19 protein-coding genes are annotated in these 19,465 nt (G+C 67.4%); 13 read left to right on the top strand and 6 right to left on the bottom strand.

Annotation, left to right across the window (positions count from 1 at the left end; genetic code table 11):
* Window positions 1–12: 12 nt before the first annotated feature.
* The gene (locus QWJ38_RS15470; protein ID WP_290360008.1) at window positions 13–672 is read right to left on the bottom strand and encodes a hypothetical protein; all 660 of its coding nucleotides are present in this window, start codon (window positions 670–672) and stop codon (window positions 13–15) included.
* A 7-nt stretch (window positions 673–679) separates the two neighbouring features.
* Window positions 680–2,224: a PilN domain-containing protein gene (locus QWJ38_RS15465; protein WP_290360007.1), complete on the bottom strand. Its 1,545-nt coding sequence runs from the start codon at window positions 2,222–2,224 to the stop codon at window positions 680–682.
* A gap of 285 nt (window positions 2,225–2,509) precedes the next feature.
* On the opposite strand from QWJ38_RS15465, the gene QWJ38_RS15460 reads away from it, so the two are divergent.
* The 7 genes from QWJ38_RS15460 to QWJ38_RS15430 all read left to right on the top strand — a co-directional run bounded on the left by QWJ38_RS15460 (window position 2,510) and on the right by QWJ38_RS15430 (window position 9,450).
* Window positions 2,510–2,893 carry a prepilin-type N-terminal cleavage/methylation domain-containing protein gene (locus QWJ38_RS15460; protein WP_290360006.1) on the top strand — a complete coding sequence of 128 codons (384 nt, stop codon included), beginning with the start codon at window positions 2,510–2,512 and terminating at the stop codon, window positions 2,891–2,893.
* A 130-nt stretch (window positions 2,894–3,023) separates the two neighbouring features.
* Window positions 3,024–3,452 (top strand): hypothetical protein, encoded by a 429-nt coding sequence (locus QWJ38_RS15455; protein WP_290360005.1) that lies wholly within the window; start codon window positions 3,024–3,026, stop codon window positions 3,450–3,452.
* A complete protein-coding gene (locus tag QWJ38_RS15450) occupies window positions 3,449–3,868 on the top strand; it encodes a type IV pilus modification PilV family protein (RefSeq protein ID WP_290360004.1) in 420 nt (139 codons plus the stop codon). Before QWJ38_RS15455 ends, QWJ38_RS15450 begins: the two co-directional genes overlap by 4 nt.
* A 1-nt stretch (window position 3,869) precedes the next feature.
* Window positions 3,870–4,421, top strand: a complete 552-nt coding sequence (locus tag QWJ38_RS15445) for a prepilin-type N-terminal cleavage/methylation domain-containing protein (RefSeq protein ID WP_290360003.1) — start codon at window positions 3,870–3,872, stop codon at window positions 4,419–4,421.
* Window positions 4,422–4,438: 17 nt separating this feature from the next.
* The gene (locus QWJ38_RS15440) at window positions 4,439–6,442 is read left to right on the top strand and encodes a hypothetical protein (RefSeq protein ID WP_290360002.1); all 2,004 of its coding nucleotides are present in this window, start codon (window positions 4,439–4,441) and stop codon (window positions 6,440–6,442) included.
* A 46-nt stretch (window positions 6,443–6,488) separates the two neighbouring features.
* Window positions 6,489–8,201 (top strand): GspE/PulE family protein, encoded by a 1,713-nt coding sequence (locus QWJ38_RS15435; protein ID WP_290360001.1) that lies wholly within the window; start codon window positions 6,489–6,491, stop codon window positions 8,199–8,201.
* 10 nt (window positions 8,202–8,211) lie between these two features.
* Window positions 8,212–9,450: a type II secretion system F family protein gene (locus QWJ38_RS15430; protein WP_290360000.1), complete on the top strand. Its 1,239-nt coding sequence runs from the start codon at window positions 8,212–8,214 to the stop codon at window positions 9,448–9,450.
* Between the two features lie 57 nt (window positions 9,451–9,507).
* On the opposite strand, the gene QWJ38_RS15425 is transcribed toward QWJ38_RS15430, so the two are convergent.
* Window positions 9,508–10,428, bottom strand: a complete 921-nt coding sequence (locus QWJ38_RS15425) for an inositol monophosphatase family protein (RefSeq protein ID WP_290359999.1) — start codon at window positions 10,426–10,428, stop codon at window positions 9,508–9,510.
* Between the two features lie 216 nt (window positions 10,429–10,644).
* On the opposite strand from QWJ38_RS15425, the gene QWJ38_RS15420 reads away from it, so the two are divergent.
* From QWJ38_RS15420 to QWJ38_RS15410, 3 genes are all read left to right on the top strand, one after another.
* Complete coding sequence (locus QWJ38_RS15420) at window positions 10,645–11,370, top strand: RNA methyltransferase (protein ID WP_290359998.1); 726 nt, start codon at window positions 10,645–10,647, stop codon at window positions 11,368–11,370.
* A 97-nt stretch (window positions 11,371–11,467) separates the two neighbouring features.
* Window positions 11,468–12,235 carry a serine O-acetyltransferase gene (gene cysE / locus QWJ38_RS15415; RefSeq protein ID WP_290359997.1) on the top strand — a complete coding sequence of 256 codons (768 nt, stop codon included), beginning with the start codon at window positions 11,468–11,470 and terminating at the stop codon, window positions 12,233–12,235.
* 43 nt (window positions 12,236–12,278) lie between these two features.
* Window positions 12,279–13,922, top strand: a complete 1,644-nt coding sequence (locus tag QWJ38_RS15410; protein ID WP_290359996.1) for an alkaline phosphatase D family protein — start codon at window positions 12,279–12,281, stop codon at window positions 13,920–13,922.
* An 8-nt stretch (window positions 13,923–13,930) separates the two neighbouring features.
* Here the strand turns inward: QWJ38_RS15410 and QWJ38_RS15405 are convergent, their stop codons facing one another.
* The 3 genes from QWJ38_RS15405 to yjgA are packed head-to-tail and all read right to left on the bottom strand — an operon-like array spanning window position 13,931 to window position 15,562.
* Window positions 13,931–14,410, bottom strand: a complete 480-nt coding sequence (locus tag QWJ38_RS15405; RefSeq protein WP_290359995.1) for an FKBP-type peptidyl-prolyl cis-trans isomerase — start codon at window positions 14,408–14,410, stop codon at window positions 13,931–13,933.
* Window positions 14,407–15,000, bottom strand: a complete 594-nt coding sequence (gene mog / locus QWJ38_RS15400) for a molybdopterin adenylyltransferase (protein WP_290359994.1) — start codon at window positions 14,998–15,000, stop codon at window positions 14,407–14,409. Before mog ends, QWJ38_RS15405 begins: the two co-directional genes overlap by 4 nt.
* The gene (gene yjgA / locus QWJ38_RS15395) at window positions 14,987–15,562 is read right to left on the bottom strand and encodes a ribosome biogenesis factor YjgA (protein WP_290359993.1); all 576 of its coding nucleotides are present in this window, start codon (window positions 15,560–15,562) and stop codon (window positions 14,987–14,989) included. The genes mog and yjgA overlap by 14 nt, the downstream gene beginning before the upstream one ends.
* 61 nt (window positions 15,563–15,623) lie before the next feature.
* Here yjgA and pmbA point away from each other — a divergent pair, with 61 nt between their 5' ends.
* The 3 genes from pmbA (at window position 15,624) to QWJ38_RS15380 (ending at window position 19,453) form a co-directional block, all read left to right on the top strand.
* A complete protein-coding gene (pmbA, locus tag QWJ38_RS15390) occupies window positions 15,624–17,006 on the top strand; it encodes a metalloprotease PmbA (protein ID WP_290359992.1) in 1,383 nt (460 codons plus the stop codon).
* A 129-nt stretch (window positions 17,007–17,135) separates the two neighbouring features.
* Window positions 17,136–18,218, top strand: coding sequence for a TRAP transporter substrate-binding protein (locus tag QWJ38_RS15385; protein WP_290359991.1), 1,083 nt, complete (start codon window positions 17,136–17,138; stop codon window positions 18,216–18,218).
* Window positions 18,219–18,370: 152 nt separating this feature from the next.
* On the top strand, window positions 18,371–19,453 hold the full coding sequence (locus QWJ38_RS15380) for a TRAP transporter substrate-binding protein (protein ID WP_290359990.1): 1,083 nt from the start codon (window positions 18,371–18,373) through the stop codon (window positions 19,451–19,453).
* Window positions 19,454–19,465 lie beyond the last annotated feature (12 nt).

The raw sequence follows: 19,465 nt of genomic DNA, 5'->3' as shown, positions 1-19,465 counted from the left end.
TCATCGTTTCCCTCAGCTCAGCGGCGCTTCCTGCTGATCGCTCAGCGTGTAGATCGTCAGCCTCAGGATCGCGTCCGGATAGCCCGCGACTTCCAGCTTCACGCTGCCCCAGAACAGCCGGTTCGAATGCCGCTGCAGACCCTGCAGATAAGGCATCAGGGCGGCATAGCGGCCCTTGATCGAGGCCTCGACGCCGTGGCGGTACAGCGTCGGCGTCGGCGTGGCCGGGTCCTGCTTGGCCGTGCCCGGCGTCGTGGGCTTGAAGAAGACCTCCACCGGCAGCGTCTTCAGCGACAGCAGATTGAGCCCAGGCGTGGCGGCCACCATCGCGCGTATGACCCGCGCCAGCGGCGCGTTGTCGGTGGCCTTGTCGATGAATGACTGTGCCTCGTCGACGCGCGCCTGCAGCTCGTCGCGCTCGGCGCGGGCCTTGCTGAGTCGATCGACCGGGCGCTTGACCGCCATCTCGGCGGCCAGCTTGCTCAGCTCCGCATATTCGGTTTGCTGGCGCGCGAGCTGGGTTTTCAGCGTCTTGGACTTGGCCGCCGTCGGGTCCAACACAAAGAACTGGAAGGCCAGGCCCAGCAGGACCGGAAGCGCCAGCACGGCAAGCAGCCTTTCGCGCAGGGACAGTGCATCGAAGCGCTTGAGGATCTGCTTGATCTTCTTCATGGTCGGATCAATAGAGCTTGAACGAAATCATGCTGGGGCCGGCTGCCGTCCCAGGGCCTCCCTGGCTGCCCGGCTGGGCATCGGGTGTCATCTCCACCGAGTTGAACTGCACACCCTGGGCCGCGAAGCTCTGGTTCAGCCGCTTGGCATAGCTCAGCACCGATTCGTTGCGCAGGGCACGTCCGGAGACCGCCAGGCCCTTGCCCGTCTCGCCGACCGACACGCTGGTGATCCACAGGCCTTGCTCGGCCACGCCGGCCAGCGTGTTGAAGTAGTCCGCATAGCCCTCCGGCCGCCCCAAGCGGGCCGTGCGCAGCGAGTCCACCAGCGACTGCACCGCGGCCGCCTTCGGCTTGAGGGCGTCGACCTCGGCCTTCAGCGCCGCCGCCTCCTGGTCGGAGCCGGCCCGCTGTCGCATGGTCTCCATCTCGGCCGTGGTGCGCTCGATCTGCCGCTTGCCCTGCTGGGCCTGCATCTCGAGCGCCGCCAGATCGCTGCGCAGGCTCAGGCCCCACAGCGTCAGCCCGATCAGCGTCAGCAGGCTCAGGGCGATGCCCCAGATGGCCAGGCTGACGGGTTCCTTGACGCGGTCGAGCAGATTCAGCTGCTGCCGCTGGCCGGCCCGCGCGCCGCCGCGCAGCGCCGCACCCAGGGCCGTGAAGTAGCGCGCCTGCTCGGTCGGCTCGCGCAACTCGGGGGTCTTCGACAGATCGAAGACCGTGCCCAGGTCCAGCTGTTCGACCTGCAGCGGCAGATGCTCGGCCAGGTAGGCCTGCAGTTCCAGCGCGGCGGGCAGCGGCGCCAGCACCACGCGCGACACCGGCATGAAGGGCAGGTTGCGGTTGATGAAGTCGACCGAGCGCAGCAGCGGCAGGGCGATGCGCTCATGGATCTTCAGCCTGGCGGCGGCATCGGCCGCCTCCCATTCGGCCAGCGGCTGTTCGATGAAACGATCGAGGTAGAGCTCACCCTGGAAGGTGAAGCTGATGCTGACGCCCTGTGTGCCCACATGGAGCAGGGCCAGGCCTTCGCCCTCGCGCTCCAGCAGGGCCGCGATATTGCGCTGCGCGCTCTCGCGCACGTCGACGGCCTTCAGCGTCAGGCCGGCCTTCCGCTGGAACAGCGCGGCCTGCTCGTTCAGCAAGACCTGCTGGGCCACGGCCACATACATCTGGCGCGCGCGGGACGGCAAATGCTCGGCCGTCGGGATGCTCATCCAGGCGAGGTCCACTTCGTCCAGCGGCATGTCCAGCAGGGGCCCGACGGCCCAGCGCATGCTGCCGGCCATCTCTTCGGCGGTGACGGGTGGCTCGGCGACGACCAGCATCCGGTAGTCGCTGCGCCCCAGCGTCAGCGCCAGCGAGGCGCCCAGCACATGAATTTTCTTGGCCAGCTCGGCCAGCGCGCCGGCGTCGTCGGCCTTGAGCGCGTCGAGCCGGGCGCAGCTGAGGACCTGCGGCTTGCTGCCGGCCCGCAGGCCGCGCCGCACGCAGACGCCCAAGGCCTGGGCACCGGGGCCGGCATCGATTGCCGCCCAGGTCCCGGTTCCCACTCTGATGCCCACCCCACCGAGTCGCATGTATTTTGGTCCTTGCCTTGCTGCCTTCCGCGCTGCATGCGCCATGCGCGGGGCCTAGATCCAATTCATGCTAGCGACGATGGCTGCTTCGGGCGAGAGGAAAACCCTGAGCACCCTTTGGTCGGGGGAGTCGGGTATTGCGTGCAGAAATTCACGTGACTACATTGCGCTGGACCACAAGGTCGTGGTCGACATAACGGCTGATTTGTCTGTCGGAAACCTGTCTTAAACCTGTCTGAATATTGGATGGAGATTCATATGAATTCGTTTCTTCGCAAGACGTCGCAAGCGGGCTTCACGCTTATCGAGCTGATCATCGTGATCGTCATCCTCGGCATCCTGGCCGCGGTCGCGATTCCGAAGTTCACCGGTATGTCGGATGAGGCGAAGAAGGGTGTAGCTAACGGTATTGCAGCCGCGGCCGCCTCGGCTTCGTCAACCAATTACGCGCTGCGGCAGAACTCGCCTCCTGGCGGAGTCGCTGTCACGAAGTGCGACGACCTGGCGGCGTTGATCGACAACCCGGACCCCGTGCTGTACACGATTCCCACGGCCGCGCTGGCCAACGGTGTTCAGGGCAGTTGCACCGTAGTGATCACAGGTGGCGCAACGGTCACTTTCAAGGCCTACGGCGCGACCTGAGTCATCGTGTTCGAGGCCACGGTTGGCGCTTTGCGCTAGTCGTTGCCTCGTCAAAGTCCTGTCATTCATTACGTGTCCGCCGGGACTCGATATGCGCCGCATTAGCCTGACCGGCCACACCCTTCTCGAAATGACGCTGGCTCTAGGCCTGCTGAGCATCCTCAGCGCCTATGCGGTGATGAAGATCAGCTCGCCGGCCGCGTTGACCCGCGGCTCGCAGGCCGAGACCCTGGCCAGCGATCTGCGGCGCGCGCAGGCGCTGGCCTATACCTCGGGCCGGCGCATGCGCTTTTCGATCACCAGCAGCGGTGCCAACGGCAGCTACGCGGTCGCCTGCACGACCGGCAGCACGCCCTGCGGCAGCGACTTCACCGGTGCGCTGTCGCAGGGCGCATCGCTGGGCTCGGGCAGCGCGCTCTACTTCAACACCCTGGGCCAGCCCAGCAATGTGAATGGCATCCCCCTGGGCAGCAGCACCAGCTACTCGGTCAGCGTTGGCGGCGTCAGCACGACCGTCAGCGTGGCGGCGCAGACCGGCCGCGTCACGGTGGGGCCATGAGCCAAGGCCGCCACGCCCGCCTGCTGCACCGCGAACGCGGCTTCACCTTGTTCGAGACCCTTATCGCAGCCGGTCTGCTGGCGATGGCGGCGGGTGGCATCCTGAGCTTGCAGCGCGATCTGTTCAGCCGTCAGACAACGAACCGCGACCGGGTCGTGGGCCTGCAACTGCAGCAGCAGTGCGCCGAGAAGCTGCTGGCTACCCGTCGCAATGGAGCCGGCTATGCCGCCATCGACAGCGCCACGATCTGCAGCGGCCTCGGCGGCTACGGATTCGGGGCGCCCGGCGTGGTCTTGCGCGATGCGGCCAACAGCGTGGTGACGAGCTGTTCCAGCGCGAGCTGCACGGCCACGATCTCGATCACCAAGGGAAGCAGCAGCCTGCCGGCGCTGACCCTGCAACTGTCGAACTACTGAGATGGCACGCCAGCGCGAGCGGATCCGCGGCTACACCCTGGTCGAGCTGATCATCTCGGTGGCGCTGCTCGGGCTGCTGGCCGGTGCCGGTTCGCGCATCTGGGTGGACAGCTTCGCGACCATGCGCCTGGTCGACGCGGACAACGCCGGCATCGCCCAGGCGCGCTATGCGCTGGAGCGGCTGGCACGCGAGATCCGCGAAGTCAAATACGACACCGCCGGCGGCGTCTACTGCGTCAGCACACCCTTCAGCGCCACGACGCTGGCGTTCAGGAAGACGCCCAGCGGCAGCAGCTACAACTCGAGCTGCGCCACGGGCGACATGACGGTGACCGTCTGGCCCAGCAGCGGCGCCGTGATGCTCGGCTATTCCACGGCGGCCAGCGCTGCGCTGGCGAATCCGGCCACGCTGAGCATGCGTTATCTGCAGTCCGATGCGACGACGGTGGCGACCGGCACCGGCGACCTCCGTTTCGTCGAACTGACGCTGACGGTGAATCCGAGCGGACCGAGCACCGCGCTGCGCACGCTGGTTGCCTTGCGGAACTCATGACGATGAAGCCGGCGTCGATGTCCTCGCTCAGGATGACGGCCGGCGGCCAGCGTGGCCTGGCCACGGTGCTGGCGCTGATCTTCCTGATCGCCACGGTGATCTTCGTGCTGGCGCAGATGCATAACATCGCAGGTGCCAACACGGTGGACACGGTGCGGCAGTCGGACAGCACGGCGGCCTTGTTTCTGGCCGAGAGCGGCCTGGAGAAGGGCCGGGGCATTCTGAATGCGGCCAATGTGCTGACCGACTCGGTCTGCACCGGCATGGCCGGCAGCTATTCGCTGGGACGCGGCACGGTGACGCTGAGCGCCGTGTCGACGCCGGCGAGCTGCAACAGCGGCGGCGGAACGCCTTGCACGGCCTGCCAGCTCACATCGACGGGCACGGTGGGCAGCGCCACTCGCATCCTGAGTTCGGGGCTTTCGCTCAATACCCTGAGCGGCGCGACCTGCGACGCGGCCACGACCGATTGCGACAACACGCCCACCGTCAACTGGAAGCTGAACCTGCGCAACCCCTTTGCCGTGCCGGCGGTGGCGCTGTTCAATCTGGCGGCCCTGCACCAGGGGCAGTCCAGCGGCGCCGTGTGCTCGGCCGGCTCGGCCTGCGCACTGGCCTGGGACAACTCGATGAATGGTCAGAACTCCATCGAGAGCATGGGCAATATCGTCACGATCCCGGCCAACGGCAGCTATGCGATCTACCAGACCCAGGTCACCGAGAACCTGGCCCAGGTCGGCGTGCTGTTCCGCGGCAACAGCGCCGCGCCGACGGTGACCGGGCGGCGCACCACCGCCGCCGGCACGCTCAATGGAGCCGCGTACTGGGCTGGCGGCACCCAGCAGAAACAGCCGGCCGGATCCACCGGCACGACCAACGACGGCACGGCCACCAACTCGAATGCCGAGGTCTGCAGCGATCCGGCCACGGCCAGTTCGCAGAGCTGCACGTCCTGGTGCTATGGCGGAGACATCCTGGTGCTGGGCCTGGCCAGCGCCGCCACGGCCCTCAGCGAGGACACGACGGCGGTGACCTTCAACAGCAGCAGCGGCAACAACATCGCCATGAGCAGCCTGCTCAATGTCGACGGCCAGCACAAGTACCCGAGCACGACCTCGCCCGGCCCGCCGACGAATGTCTATTCGTCGATCTGGTACGCGCGCAACAGCGACTATCTGTCGGCTGCCGACGTGTATTCGGGTGCGCGAGTGACCGGCTATATCGGCACGGCGTTCACAGGGAGCATCAACAACAACAGCACCTCGCTGTCGATCACGGGCCTGACGGGATCGCTCAATGTGGGCGACACGATCTACATCGGCTCGACGCCGACCTTCAAGGTCTGCACCATCGTCGCGGCTGGATCGAGCTACACGGTCTCCAGCACTGCATCCTGTTCGCCGGCCGCCGGCGCGAACGGCAAGAGCACCTCGGTCGCCATGGGTGTGCCGAGCACCTCGCTCACGGTCACGGCCGCGCCTACCCCGGGCCTGGCCCTCGGCGACAAGATCTTCGTCATCGCGGGAACCAGCGCCACCGCCAAGGGAACGATCACGGCCCTGGGTACGGGCACCGGAGGGACCGGCACCTACACGATCGACACTGCGCAATACCTGGCCTCGTCGAGCCTCCAGTCCGACGGCGTCAACGTGAACACGGCTACCAGCGCAACGGCGCCGGTCACCGGCACGACGCTGGCCTTGAAGGCGAGCACGGGTACGGGCGCCTTCGCCACCGGCGCCGGCGCCACGGCCACCAAGGTGACAGGAACGCCTACGGCCACCGCTTACACGCTGTCGCAACGACCGACGACGCCGCTCTCGAATGCGACGCTTTGTGGCGGTACTTGCGCCTTCTTCAACAAGAGCGGCAGCACCCAGTTCACGCTGACGCGCACGCTCGGCGCGACGCAGACCTCCTGGTCGGCCGGCTTTGTCTGCCTCAAGGGTGTGGAGGTGACGCCCGAGATCGTGCAGAGCAACAAGATCCGCAGCGGTTCCTGGGTGGAGACGATCAACTGAGGATAGGGCGGCCCCACGGGCCGTGAAAAGCATCGGAGGGGGAGTCATGCTGGCGACGACGAGAAATGTGAAGCTCGGTGCGGCCTTGGTGGAGCAGGGCCTGCTGCGCCAGGAGGACCTGACCACGGCGCTGGCCGAGCACCAGCTCAGCGGCCAGATGCTGGGGCGCGTGCTGCTCGACCGCAAGCTGCTGAGCGAGGAACAGCTGGCGCAGGCGATCGCGACCCAGCTGGACATTCCCTTCGTCGACCTGCGGCGCTTCGACGTGCACCCCGAGGTCGTTCGCCTGCTGTCCGAGCTGCAGGCCCGGCGCTTTCAGGCGCTGGTGCTGGAGGACCGGGGCGAGAGCTGCCTGGTCGGCGTCGTTCATCCCTCGGACCTGCGCTCGCAGGACGAGCTTGCGATCGCGCTGAAGCGCCCGGTCGATCTGGCCGTGATCACGGCCGAGCAGCTGACCTTCACGATCGACCGGATCTATCGCAAGACCGAGCAGATCGGCGAGTTCGCCCGCGAGGTCGAGCGCGAGCTCGGCGACGACGTGATCGACCTGACCTCGATGGGCCGCGCCATCAGCGACGACGACGCGCCCATCGTCAAGCTGCTGCAGACCATCTTCGACGACGCGGCGCGAATCAATGCCTCGGACATCCATTTCGAGCCGCAGGAGCGGATGCTGGTTGTGCGCTTCCGCATCGACGGCGTGCTGCATGTGCAGATCGAGGCCGATCCGCGCATCGCGGCGGCGCTGATGGTGCGCCTGAAGCTGATGGCCAATCTGGACATCGCGGAGCGGCGCCTGCCGCAGGACGGTCGCTTCTCGGTGCGCTCGGGCGAATCGCGCTTCGACATCCGCATGTCGACGATGCCCACGCAGTTCGGCGAATCGGTCGTGCTGCGGCTCTTGCGCCAGAGCAAGCAGCGCAAGGCGCTGAACACCCTCATGCCGCCGCAGGTGTTCCAGAGCTTCGACCGCGCGATACGGGCGCCGCACGGCATCGTGCTGGTGACCGGCCCCACCGGCAGCGGCAAGACAACGACGCTCTACGCGGCGCTGGAAGACCTGAACAGCCCCGGCGTGAAGATCCTGACCTGCGAGGACCCGGTGGAGTTCCGCATCGCCGGCATCAACCAGGTGCAGATCAACGAGCGCATCGAGCTGAGCTTCGCGCGCGTGCTGCGATCCTTCCTGCGTCAGGACCCGGACATCCTGCTGGTCGGCGAGATCCGCGACGTGGAGACGGCCGAGATTGCCGTGCGTGCGGCAATGACCGGGCATATGGTCTTGTCGACGCTGCACACGAACGACGCGCCCTCGACGCCACTGCGCCTGCTGGACATGGGCGTGCCGGCCTTCATGGTCGCGTCGACGCTGCTGGCCGTCGTGTCGCAGCGGCTGGTGCGCCAGCTGTGCGGCTATTGCGCCGAGCCGGCCACGCCGCCGACCGACGAGATGACTTGGCTGCGGCATTACGCGAGCGAGGATCAGATCGCCGGAGCGCGCCTGCGACGGGGGCGGGGCTGCTCGCGCTGCAACGGCGTGGGCTTCAGCGGCCGGCGCGGCGTGCACGAGGTGATGGAGATGACGAGCGCCCTGGCGCAGGCGCTGCAGCACGCCAACCCCCTCGAGTTCGATCGGCTGGCGCGTCAGCAGATCGGGCGCCGCACGCTGGCGCATAGCGCCGCGGCCATGGTGCTGGCCGGCGAGACGACGATCGCCGAGGCGATGACCATTGCCGCCACCGCGCGCGCGGACGAATAGGAGGGCGAGCATGGAGAGCTTCCGCTACAAGGGCCGCAACAAGCTGGGCCAGCTGATGCAGGGCAATATCGAGTCGACCAGCGCGCAGGCGGTGGCGCAGTGGATGCTGGCGACCGAGATCTTTCCGATCTCGATCAAGAGCCTGCCCAAGCCGGCCAAGCAGCCGGAATGGTTCACCCGGATGACCGGCGAGAACAAGGTGGCCGACCTCGACCTGCTGATGTTCACGCGGCAGATGGGCAATATGGTGCGCGCCGGCCTGCCGCTGATGGAGTCGGTGGACGGCATCCGCAAGTCGACCGGCAGCAAGGCGCTGGCGAAGATCCTGCAGGCGGTGCGCGAGGATCTGGACAAGGGCAATAACCTGAGCGCCGCGCTGGCGCGCCATCCGCAGGTCTTCAACGATTTCTACGTCAACATGATCCGGGTCGGCGAGAGCTCGGGCAAGCTGGAGCAGTCCTTCCAGGGGCTGTACCAGCAGATCGAGTTCGACCGCGATATGCGCAAGAAGGTGAAGTCGGCGGTGCGCTACCCGAGCTTCGTGCTCGGCGCGCTGGGCATCGGCATGTCGATATTGACGGTGTTCGTCATCCCGGTCTTCGCCAAGACCTATGCCAATCTGCACGCCGATCTGCCAACGCTGACGGTGATCCTGATCGCGACCTCGAAATTCCTGCGTGAGTACTGGTGGCTGGTCATCGCGGCCATGGTCGGCGCGGTATTCCTCGTGCGCAGAGTCCTCGCCGCACCCCGCGGGCGCTATGCCTGGGACCGCTTCAAGCTGCGCCTGCCCGTCGTCGGCAAGATCTTCACCAAGGTGACGGTGGCGCGCTTCTGCCGCACCTTCGGCATGGCCGTCAGCAGCGGCGTGCCCATCGTGCAGGCCTTTTCATTGGCGGCGCGGGTGGTGGAGAACGCCCATTACGAGCAGCGCATTCTGCAGATGCGCCACGGCGTCGAGCGCGGCGACACGATAAGCAAGGTGGCCTCACAGGCCGGCATCTTCTCGCCGCTGGAACTGCAGATGATCTCGGTGGGCGAGCAGACCGGCGAGATCGACTCGATGCTGGAACAGATTGCGCTGATCCACCAGGAGGACGTCGACTACGAGATCAGCAAGCTCAGCGCCAGCATCGAGCCGCTGCTGCTGGCGGTGATGGGGGTGCTGGTGGGCATCGTGCTGCTGGGCGTGTTCCTGCCGCTGTGGGACCTGGGTCAGGCGGCCCTGCATCCGAAAGCGCCGCAGTAGAAAAGCACAAAGCCCTCGGGCGAGGGCTTTGTCAAGGAAACGAAGAGAGGCTGGGCCTTACTCGGCGTCGCTCTTCTTGATCCGCACCGGCGCCCGCTTCTTCGGCGCGACGGCGGCCGTCGCGCTGACCGCTTCGGCGACGACGTCGGCGGCCGTCTTCGTCGTGGCGGCTTCAGCCGCCTCTTCTTCCTTGATCACGCGCGTGTACGGCGCCAGGATCTGCACCATCTGGCCGTAGATCTTGGGGCTGCCGGCGACGACTTCGCGCTGGTGCAGGAAGTCGCTCTCGCCGGTGAAGTTGCCGATCAGGCCACCGGCCTCGGTGATGATCAGCGAGCCGGCGGCGATGTCCCAGGGGTTCAGGCCGGTCTCGAAGAAGGCGTCGTAGTAGCCGGCGGCGACATAGCAGAGATCCAGCGCGGCGGCGCCCGGGCGGCGCAGGCCGGCGCATTGCGTCATCACCTCTTCGAACATCTTCACGTAGCGCTTGAAGTTGTCGCCGCGGCGGAAGGGGAAGCCGGTGCCGATCAGCGCGTCGCTCATGCGGGTGCGCTTGGACACGCGCAGGCGCTTGTCGTTCAGGTAGGCGCCGCGGCCCTTGGTCGCGTAGAACAGGTCGTTGCGGGTCGGGTCGTAGACGACCGCCTGCTGGACGACGCCGCGGTGTGCCAGCGCGATCGACACGCAGTAGACCGGGAAGCCGTGGATGAAGTTGGTGGTGCCGTCCAGCGGATCGATGATCCAGACGAATTCGGAATGCTTGGCGCCATGCTGGCGGCCGGACTCTTCAGCGAGGATGCCGTGGTCGGGGTAGGCCGCAAGCAGGGTCTCGATGATCGCTGCTTCAGCCGCCTGGTCCACCTCGGTGACGAAGTCATTGGGCGACTTCGTGTTGATCTTCAGGATGTCGAGGTCCAGCGAAGCGCGGTTGATGATGGCACCGGCTGCACGTGCCGCCTTGATGGCGACGTTGAGCATGGGATGGAGAGAGGCTTGCTGCGTCATGCGGAGAACCTACCTTGACTGGCGAAGAAGGGGTGGACTGGCGGGGAGAAAGAACGGAGCCCGGACTCAAACAGTCCCTGCGGACTGTTTGAGCCTGGCGACGGCCATGACCTTCTGGGTCATGGCGTGGGCCCAGGAATCCTGAGCCACGGATAATCGGCATTTTAGCCGAGACCAGGGTATTCCCGCGTGGATTCCACACGATTCATTCTGATTCAGACCAGCCACCCCGGGAACGTCGGCGCCACCGCCCGGGCGATGAAGGTGATGGGCTTTGCCGAACTGGTCCTCGTGCGGCCGCGCTTCGCCGATGTGCTCAGCCAGGAGGAGACCGTGGCCATGGCCAGCGGCGCCGCCGACATCCTGGCCCGCGCGCGCATCGTCGAGACGCTGGAGGAGGCTCTGGACGGCGTCAGCTTTGCCTGCGCGACGGCGATGACGCCGCGCGACTTCGGCCCGCCGACGCGCGAGCCGCGCGGCCTGTTCGCCGAACTGGCGGCCTCCCAGCACAAGCTGGGCCTGGTGTTCGGCTCCGAGCGCTACGGCATGAGCAACGAGGACGTCTACCGCTGCCATGCGGTGCTGAGCATCCCGACCCATCCGGACTACGGCTCGCTGAACCTGGCCCAGGCGGTGCAACTGCTGGCCTATGACTGGCGGCAGGCGCTGGGTGGCTTCACGGTGGCGGCGCGCACCGTCGATCCGCAGCTGGCCGATGCGCGGGCGGTGCAGGGCATGCTGACGCATCTGCAGGCCTCGCTGGAGCGGATCGGCTTCCTGGACCCGGCCGCGCCGCGCAAGCTGATGCCGCGCCTGAACCAGCTGTTCAACCGCGCGCAGCTGACGCAGGAGGAGGTTCACATCCTGCGCGGCATCGCGCGCCAGATGGTCAAGGCCTCGTCCGGCGAAGATTGAGGCGCGCCGCTCAAAGCGCTCGCGCTGCAAAGAAGGCTCATATCCCGCAGGGATGTGAAGTCGGCACTAAACTGGCCCGCCACTTTCTCAGAATCCCATGTTCCAGCGCCTTCGCGACGACATCGCCTGCATCCTCGAACGCGACCCCGCCGCCCGCTCGGCCTGGGAGGCGCTGACCTGTTATCCGGGTCTGCACGCGCTGGTGCTGCATCGCCGCGCGCATTGGTGCTGGACGCATGGCTTCAAATGGCTGGGCCGCTTCATCTCGCACCTCGGCCGCTGGCTGACCGGCATCGAGATCCATCCGGGCGCGACCATGGGGCGCCGCGTCTTCATCGACCATGGCATGGGCGTCGTCATCGGCGAAATGGCCGAGGTCGGCGACGGCTGCACCATCTATCAAGGCGTGACCCTGGGCGGCACCTCGCTGGTCAAGGGCGCCAAGCGGCACCCGACCCTGGGCCCGGGCGTCATCGTCGGCGCCAATGCCTGCGTGCTGGGCGGCTTCACCGTCGGCGCCGGCGCGCGCGTCGGCTCGGGCGCGGTCGTCACCAAGCCGGTGCCGGCCGGCGCCACCGCCGTCGGCAACCCGGCGCGCATCATCGAGGCCACGCTCGATGCGCAGCGCGAGGAGGTCGCCGCGCGCATGGGCTTCTCCGCCTATGGCGTGACCCAGGGCGACGACCCGGTCGCGCTGGCGATGAAGGGCCTGATCGACAACGCCGCCGGCCACGAGCACCAGATCGCGCTGCTGTGGCAGGCGGTCAGCCAGCTCTCGGCCAAGTCGCACAGCGACTGCGTGCCCGACGATGCGCAGCAGGCGGAAAGCTTCGACGCGGCGGAGTTGAGCCGGCTGGTCAAGTAGCCGGAGCGGAAGGCGTGGGCGAGGGCGGGTATAAAGCGCGCCCATGCCAAGAACAAGCCACCCTGCCGATCGCCGCCGCTTCCTGCATTCCGCCCTCGGCCTTGGCTCGCTGGCACTGAGCGCCTGCCAGGACACGCCGCCACCGGCCACCGCCGACGACGGCTGGCGGGCGCCGGGCCTGCGCCATCTGATCCCGTCCTTCAGCGCCGATCGCCTGCGCATCAAGGCTTCCTGGCATGAGCCGCGGGCGGCGGCGCCGCTGCTGGAGCTGCGCGCCGGGCGCGAGCGGCTGCGCATCGAGGGCCGGCGCAGCGACACGGGCGGACGCTGCTGGAGCTTCGATGCCGCCGGCCTGCAGGCGGCGACGCGCTACGAGCTGCGCCTGCAGGGCGCCGATGGCGCCGCGCTCAGCGATCCCTGGCCGCTGACGACGGCCCCCGCCGCCGATGCGCGGCCGCGCTCAATGCGCATCCTGGCCTACAGCTGCGCCGGCGGCTCGGAGCTGGCCTGGCATCCCTGGCGCGGCCGGCTGTTCCTGCCGCTGGCCCAGCGCCGGGCGCTGCTGCAGCGCGGCCTGTCCTTTGCGCCCGACGCCGTCATCGCCAACGGCGACCATGTCTACTGGGACGTGCGCTCCAAGCCCGGCATCGTGATGGCGCGCAGCCCGCAGGCGCGCTGGGCGGCCGGCAGCTTCGAGCGCGGGCAGCCGGTGATGGGCACGGCCAACGAGGAGCTCATCCACCGGGGCTTCGCGCCGCAGATCGCCGATCTCTACGGCACGCTGCTGCGCTCGACGCCGGCCTTCTTCCTGCAGGACGACCACGACTACACCGAGAACGACGAGGCCGACGAGAACCTGCGAACCTTTCCGCCGGACCGTCTGATGCGCGAGGTGGCGCGGGCGACGCAGCGCATGTACTACCCGGAGCTGCCGGCGCCGGACGATCTGCCGCCGGCCTGGCGCGGCGATGCGGGGCCGGGTTTTGCCTGCTCTTTCGGCAGCCTGCGCCATGGCCAGCTGCTGGAGCTGCAGCTGTTCGACTGCCGCGGCCATCTGCGCAACGACCGCGACCCGCTGCTGAAGGATGCGGCCGGCAGCTTCGTGCCGCCCGAGGTGGAGGCCTGGCTGCTGGCGCGGATGGGCGAGAGCCGGGCCGCGCACCTGGTCCATATGCCGTCGACGCCGCTGCTGTGGAGCGCCGGCAAATGGGGCGAGTGGTACGGCGACCGCAGCGGCCCGGACGGGCATCTGGATCGCCGTGAGCCCAAGCCCTTCTGGTCGCCGGGCTGGTTCGAGCAGCACAACCGCCTGCTGCGAGCCAGCGCTGCGCGCGCGGACGCGACGGCGCTGTGGCTGGGCGGCGATCTGCATGCCAGCGCCGCCGGCCAGATCTTGGCAATCGAGGGCCGGCCGCTGCCGCGCGCGGTGGCCAGCGTGCTGGTCGGCACGCTGGGTTCGCAGGGGCCGACCTTCGCGTCGAAGTTCCGCGGTCAGGCGGCCGAACCCTCGGGCAGCCTGGCGGCCGAGGAGTGGGTCCGGCCGATCGAGGAGAACGGCTTCAGCCTGATCGACATAGCCGAGGCCTCGGTCAGCGTGTCGCTGTTCCGCTGGCAGCCGCAGGACGGCGTCGACAAGATCGCCGCGCTGCAGCCCTTCTGGCGGCGCCGCTTCGAGCGCCAGGCCTGATTTCCAGCTCAGTGATGGTGGCCGTGCTCGCCATGGGCATGGCCATGGGCGATCTCTTCGGCGCTGGCGGCGCGCACCGAAGCGACCTTGATCGAGACCTTCAGGTCCATGCCGGCCAGCGGGTGGTTGCCGTCCAGCAGCACCTGGTCGCCCTTGATCTTGACGACATTGAAGAGCTGGAACTCGCCGTTCTCTTCCTCGCGCAGCTCGAGCTGGCCGCCGACCTTGACGCCGGGCGGGAAGTCCTTCTTGGCGATCGTGCGCAGCTTGCTCTCGTCGCGGACGCCGAAGCCGGTCTCGGGCGTCAGCGCCACCGTCGTCGCGAAGCCTGCCTCCTGGCCCTCCAGCGCCGCCTCGATCGCCGGCAAGGTGTTGCCGTAGCCGCCGATCAGCACGGCCATCGGCTCCTTCGAGGCCTCGATCAGCTGGCCCTTGCTGTTGGCAACCTTCAGGTGCAGGAGGGCGATGGTGTCTTTCTGGATCTTCATGGTTTCTTGGCGCGGATTGCCGATTTGGGACGGAAGGCCTTGCAGACCTCGTCACGGGTTTCTAGATAGGGGCCGCCGATCAGGTCGATGCAATAGGGCACGGCGGCAAAGATGCCGCTGGCTTTCTCATGACCGGCCAGCGTCTCGGCGATCGCCTTGGGCTGGCCCGGCAGATTGATGATCAGCGCCTGGCCGCGGATCACCGCGACCTGGCGCGAGAGGATGGCCGTCGGCACGAAGTGCAGCGAGATCTGCCGCATCTGCTCGCCGAAGCCGGGCATCTCGCGATCGGCCACGTCCAGCGTCGCCTCGGGCGTCACGTCGCGCACCGCCGGGCCGGTGCCGCCGGTGGTCAGCACCAGATCGCAGCGGGCCTGGTCGACCAGTTCGCGCAAGGTCGCGGCAATGCCGGCGCGCTCGTCCGGGATCAGGCGCGGCTCGAAGGCGATCGGGTTGTGCAGCGCGCTACTCAGCCAGTCCTGCAGGGCCGGCAGGCCCTTGTCCTCGTAGACGCCGCTGGAAGCGCGATCGCTGATCGAGACGATGCCGATGCGCACCGGCTCGAAGGCGGCCGGCTCATTCGTCGTCATCGGGCTCGTCCTCTTCGGGCGCTGCGCGAGGCGGCTGTTTCTGCTGCTGCGCTGCCTTGATGAACTGGAACAGCTCGCGGAAGGCACGGCCGCTGCGCTGCTCGGGCGCGTTCGCCGCGTCCTTGCGCGCCGCGCGCACCAGGCTGCGCAGCTGCTGGATGTCGGTGCCGGCATGCTCGGCGATGAAGTCCTGCAGCGCGCCGTCCTCGGCCAGCAGGCGCTCGCGCCAGCGCTCGCTCTGGTGCAGGGCCAGGCTGTCCTGCGCATGGCCGAGCTTGAAGGCGGCGACGGCCTCCTTGATCGGCTCGGGGTCGACCTTGCGCATCAGCTTGCCGATGTACTGCATCTGGCGCCGCTTGCCCTCGAAGTTGCTGATCTTCTTGGCGTCGCGGATCGCGTCGCGCAGGATCTCGGGCAGGTCCAGCGGCTCGATGCGGCTGGCGGGCAGGGCGAGCAGGTCCTCGCCCAGCGATTGCAGCTCGTGCATATCGCGTTTCTTCTGGCTCTTGCTGGGACGATCGTAGAAGTCGTCGTCCTGGATATCGTCTTGTTGGTGGCTCATGGCTTTGCTCGTGGCGCACTTATGATTGTCGCCCACATCCGATCTCACTCGTCCCAGCCCCATGTCCAAGCCCGCCACGCCATCGCCCGACGCCGGTTTCTCGTACAGCCAGCAGCGCTTCCGGGAGCTCGTCGAGGACGTGCTGGCCGAGGCCCGCAAGCTCGGCGCCAGCGATGCCGGCGCCGAGGTGTCCGAAGGCTGCGGCCTGTCGGTGTCCACGCGCCTGGGCAAGCTGGAGAATGTCGAGCGCAACCGCGACAAGTCGCTGGGCATCTCGGTCTATGTCGGCCAGCGCCGCGGCAATGCCAGCACCTCGGACTTCTCGCCGAAGGCCCTGCGCGACACCGTGCGCGCCGCCTTCGACATCGCCCGCTTCACCGCCGAGGACCCGGTGGCCGGCCTGCCCGAGCCGGAGGACCTGTCGCTGGACGAGGCGGCGCGGCCCGAGCTGGATCTCTTCCACCCCTGGGCGATCGACGCGGCCGGGGCCACCGAGCTGGCGCTGCGCTGCGAGGCGGCGGCCTTTGGCGTCGACAAGCGCATCGCCAACAGCGAGGGCGCGGCGGTGTCGGCCCAGCAGTCGCATTTCTTCTCGGGCAATAGCCGCGGTTTCCGCGGCGGCTATGCGAGCTCGCGCCATTCGATCTCGGTCGCGCCGATTGCCGGCCGTGGCGCCGGCATGCAGCGCGATGCCTGGTACAGCTCGATGCGCGCGGCCGGCGAACTGGCCTCGCCGGAGGCGGTCGGCCGCTACGCCGCCGAACGCGCGCTCTCGCGCTTGAAGGCGCGCAAGGTGAAGACGGCCGAGGTGCCGGTGCTGTTCGAGAACACCGTCGCCGCCGGCCTGCTGGGCGCGTTGGTGCAGGCGACCAGCGGCGGCGCCTTGTACCGCCGCGCCAGCTTCCTGCTCGACAGCCTGGGCACGCCGGTGCTGGCGCCGCATCTGGACGTCGCCGAGGACCCGCATCTGAAGAAGGGCAAGGGCAGCGCCCCCTTCGACGACGAGGGCGTGACGACGCGCGCCCGCCAGGTCGTCGATGCCGGCGTGTTGCAGGGCTATTTCCTGTCCACCTATTCGGCGCGCAAGCTGGGGCTGCGCACCACCGGCCATGCCGGCGGCTCGCACAATCTGCGCCTCACGAGCCGCTGGACCGCGCCCGGCGACGATCTGCGCACCATGCTGCGCCGCCTGGGCACGGGCCTCTTCGTCACCGAGCTGATGGGGCAGGGCGTCAACTACGTGACCGGCGACTACTCGCGCGGCGCCAGCGGCTACTGGGTCGAGAACGGCGAGATCGCCTATCCGGTCCATGAGGTGACGATTGCCGGCAATATGCGCCAGATGTTCCAGGACATCGTCGGCGTCGGCACCGATGCCTATACCCTGGGTACGAAGACGACCGGCTCGGTGCTGGTCGCGCGCATGAAGCTGGCCGGTAGCTGAGGCCGCAAACATCGGGCGAGCAGCGGCTGCGGCCCCAATCGCCGCATGGAATTGTCAGCTTAGGGCAAGGCTCGGCAGGGATAACCGGCGGCTGATCACTTCTTCAGATAGAACAGCAGGAGACCCATAGTGCAACGTCGCTCATTTGTCCGTCATGCCGGTCTGGCCGGTGTCCTGGCCGCCGGTGCGGCCCCGGCCATCGTCCACGCGCAGGCCCAGATCCGCTGGCGCCTGGCTTCGAGCTTCCCGAAATCGCTTGACACGATCTACGGCGGCGCCGATGTGTTCGCCAAGAAGGTCAGCGAGATGACCGGCGGCAAGTTCCAGATCTCGGTCCATGCCGGCGGCGAGTTGATGCCGGCCTTCGGCGTCGTCGACGGCGTGCAGAACGGCACCGTCGAGATGGCGCATACCGTGCCCTACTACTTTTTCGGCAAGGACGAGACCTTCGCGATCGGCGCGGCGATTCCGTTCGGCCTGAACAGCCGTCAGATGAATGCCTGGATGTACGAGGGCAATGGTCTGAAGCTGATGCGCGAGTTCTACAAGAACTACAACATGATCAACTTCCCCGGCGGCAACACCGGGGCGCAGATGGCCGGCTGGTACCGCAAGGAGATCAAGTCCACGGCCGACATCAAGGGCCTGAAGTTCCGCGTCGGCGGCTTCGCCGGCAAGGTGATCGAGCGCATGGGCGGCGTGCCGCAGAACCTGCCCGGCGGCGAGATCTACTCGGCGCTGGAGAAGGGCACGATCGACGCGGCCGAGTGGGTCGGGCCCTACGACGACCAGAAGCTGGGCTTCAACAAGGTCGCGCCGTATTACTACTACCCCGGCTGGTGGGAAGGCGGCCCGCAGGTCGACTTCTTCATCAACCAGAAGGCCTATGACGGGCTGTCGCCCGAGTACAAGGCCATCGTCGAGGCGGCCTCCTCGCATGCCCACGTCGACATGCTGGCCAAGTACGACGCGCGCAACCCCGCCGCGCTGAAGCAACTGGTCGGCTCCGGCACCAAGCTCTTGCGCTTCCCCAAGGACGTGCTGGACCTGGCCTTCAAGGAATCGATGGCGCTGTACAGCGAGCTCTCGGCCAAGAACGCGAACTGGAAGAAGATCTACGAGGACTATTCCAACTTCCGCCGCGACCAGAACCTGTGGTTCCGCTTCGCCGAGGCCGGCTTCGACGACTTCATGCAGCAGCAGAAGCTGTAATCCGCGGCCCGCGCAAGACCGAGCCCCGTGTGCCCCAGGCCACGGGGCTTTTTTTCGCCCGGGTTCTCCCGCCTGCTCGGGCGCTAGGCACGCACCTAAGATCGGCGCCGTATCGCTCGATACCCAGCCCCAGAATCAACAGGAGACATTTGATGGAGCGTCGTTCATTCGTTCGCCAGGCCGGCCTGGCCGGCATCCTGGCTGCCGGTGCCGCACCGGCGGTCGTGCATGCCCAGGCCCAGATCCGCTGGCGCCTGGCCTCGAGCTTTCCGAAGTCGCTGGACACGATCTTCGGCGCGGCCGACACCTTCGCCAAGAAGGTCAACGAACTCTCGGGCGGCAAGTTCCAGGTCTCTGTCCACGCCGGTGGCGAGCTGATGCCGGCCTTCGGCGTCGTCGACGGCGTGCAGAACGGCACCGTCGAGATGGCGCACACGGCGCCCTATTACTTCTTCGGCAAGGACGAGACCTTCGCGCTGGGCTGCGCGATCCCCTTCGGCCTGAACAGCCGCCAGATGACGGCCTGGATGGTGGAGGGCAACGGCCTCAAGCTGATGCGCGAGTTCTACCGCAACTACAACATCATCAACTTCCTGGGCGGCAACACCGGCGCGCAGATGGGCGGCTGGTACCGCAAGGAGATCAAGTCGATCGCCGACATCAAGGGCCTGAAGATGCGCATCGGCGGCTTTGCCGGCCGCATCCTCGAGCGCATGGGCGGCGTGCCGCAGAACATCCCCGGCGGCGAGATCTACTCGGCGCTGGAGAAGGGCACGATCGACGCGGCCGAATGGGTCGGGCCCTATGACGACCAGAAGCTGGGCTTCAACAAGGTTGCGCCGAACTACTACTACCCCGGCTGGTGGGAAGGCGGCCCGCAGCTGGACTTCTTCGTCAACACCAAGGCCTACGAGGCGCTGACGCCGGAGTACAAGGCCATCGTCGAGGCGGCCTCGGCGGTCGCCCATATCGACATGCAGGCCAAGTACGACGCCAAGAATCCGGCCGCGCTGAAGCAGCTGGTCGGCTCGGGCACCAAGCTGTTCAAGTTCCCCAAGGACGTGATGGACGCGGCCTTCAAGGAGTCGATGGCCGTCTACGCCGAGCTGTCGGCCAAGAACCCGAACTGGAAGAAGGTCTACGAGGACTATGCGAACTTCCGCCGCGACGAGAACATCTGGTTCCGCTTCACCGAGGCGGGCTTCGACGACTTCATGCAGTCGCAGAAGCTCTGATCGTTTCGGACT

This window comes from Roseateles violae (genome assembly GCF_030410485.1).
GTDB lineage: Bacteria > Pseudomonadota > Gammaproteobacteria > Burkholderiales > Burkholderiaceae_C > Roseateles_D > Roseateles_D violae.
Note: the sequence above shows the minus strand (reverse complement) of the source record. Positions and strands in the feature narration are given on the sequence as shown.

Bases quoted from the DNA above. Each gene is read 5' to 3' on its own strand.
- QWJ38_RS15470 (WP_290360008.1), bottom strand. From the start codon at position 672: ATGAAGAAGATCAAGCAGATCCTCAAGCGCTTCGATGCACTGTCCCTG.
- QWJ38_RS15460 (WP_290360006.1), top strand. From the start codon at position 2,510: ATGAATTCGTTTCTTCGCAAGACGTCGCAAGCGGGCTTCACGCTTATC.
- QWJ38_RS15455 (WP_290360005.1), top strand. From the start codon at position 3,024: ATGACGCTGGCTCTAGGCCTGCTGAGCATCCTCAGCGCCTATGCGGTG.
- QWJ38_RS15450 (WP_290360004.1), top strand. From the start codon at position 3,449: ATGAGCCAAGGCCGCCACGCCCGCCTGCTGCACCGCGAACGCGGCTTC.
- QWJ38_RS15445 (WP_290360003.1), top strand. From the start codon at position 3,870: ATGGCACGCCAGCGCGAGCGGATCCGCGGCTACACCCTGGTCGAGCTG.
- QWJ38_RS15440 (WP_290360002.1), top strand. From the start codon at position 4,439: ATGTCCTCGCTCAGGATGACGGCCGGCGGCCAGCGTGGCCTGGCCACG.
- QWJ38_RS15435 (WP_290360001.1), top strand. From the start codon at position 6,489: ATGCTGGCGACGACGAGAAATGTGAAGCTCGGTGCGGCCTTGGTGGAG.
- QWJ38_RS15430 (WP_290360000.1), top strand. From the start codon at position 8,212: ATGGAGAGCTTCCGCTACAAGGGCCGCAACAAGCTGGGCCAGCTGATG.
- QWJ38_RS15425 (WP_290359999.1), bottom strand. From the start codon at position 10,428: ATGCTCAACGTCGCCATCAAGGCGGCACGTGCAGCCGGTGCCATCATC.
- cysE (WP_290359997.1), top strand. From the start codon at position 11,468: ATGTTCCAGCGCCTTCGCGACGACATCGCCTGCATCCTCGAACGCGAC.
- QWJ38_RS15410 (WP_290359996.1), top strand. From the start codon at position 12,279: ATGCCAAGAACAAGCCACCCTGCCGATCGCCGCCGCTTCCTGCATTCC.
- QWJ38_RS15405 (WP_290359995.1), bottom strand. From the start codon at position 14,410: ATGAAGATCCAGAAAGACACCATCGCCCTCCTGCACCTGAAGGTTGCC.
- mog (WP_290359994.1), bottom strand. From the start codon at position 15,000: ATGACGACGAATGAGCCGGCCGCCTTCGAGCCGGTGCGCATCGGCATC.
- yjgA (WP_290359993.1), bottom strand. From the start codon at position 15,562: ATGAGCCACCAACAAGACGATATCCAGGACGACGACTTCTACGATCGT.
- pmbA (WP_290359992.1), top strand. From the start codon at position 15,624: ATGTCCAAGCCCGCCACGCCATCGCCCGACGCCGGTTTCTCGTACAGC.
- QWJ38_RS15380 (WP_290359990.1), top strand. From the start codon at position 18,371: ATGGAGCGTCGTTCATTCGTTCGCCAGGCCGGCCTGGCCGGCATCCTG.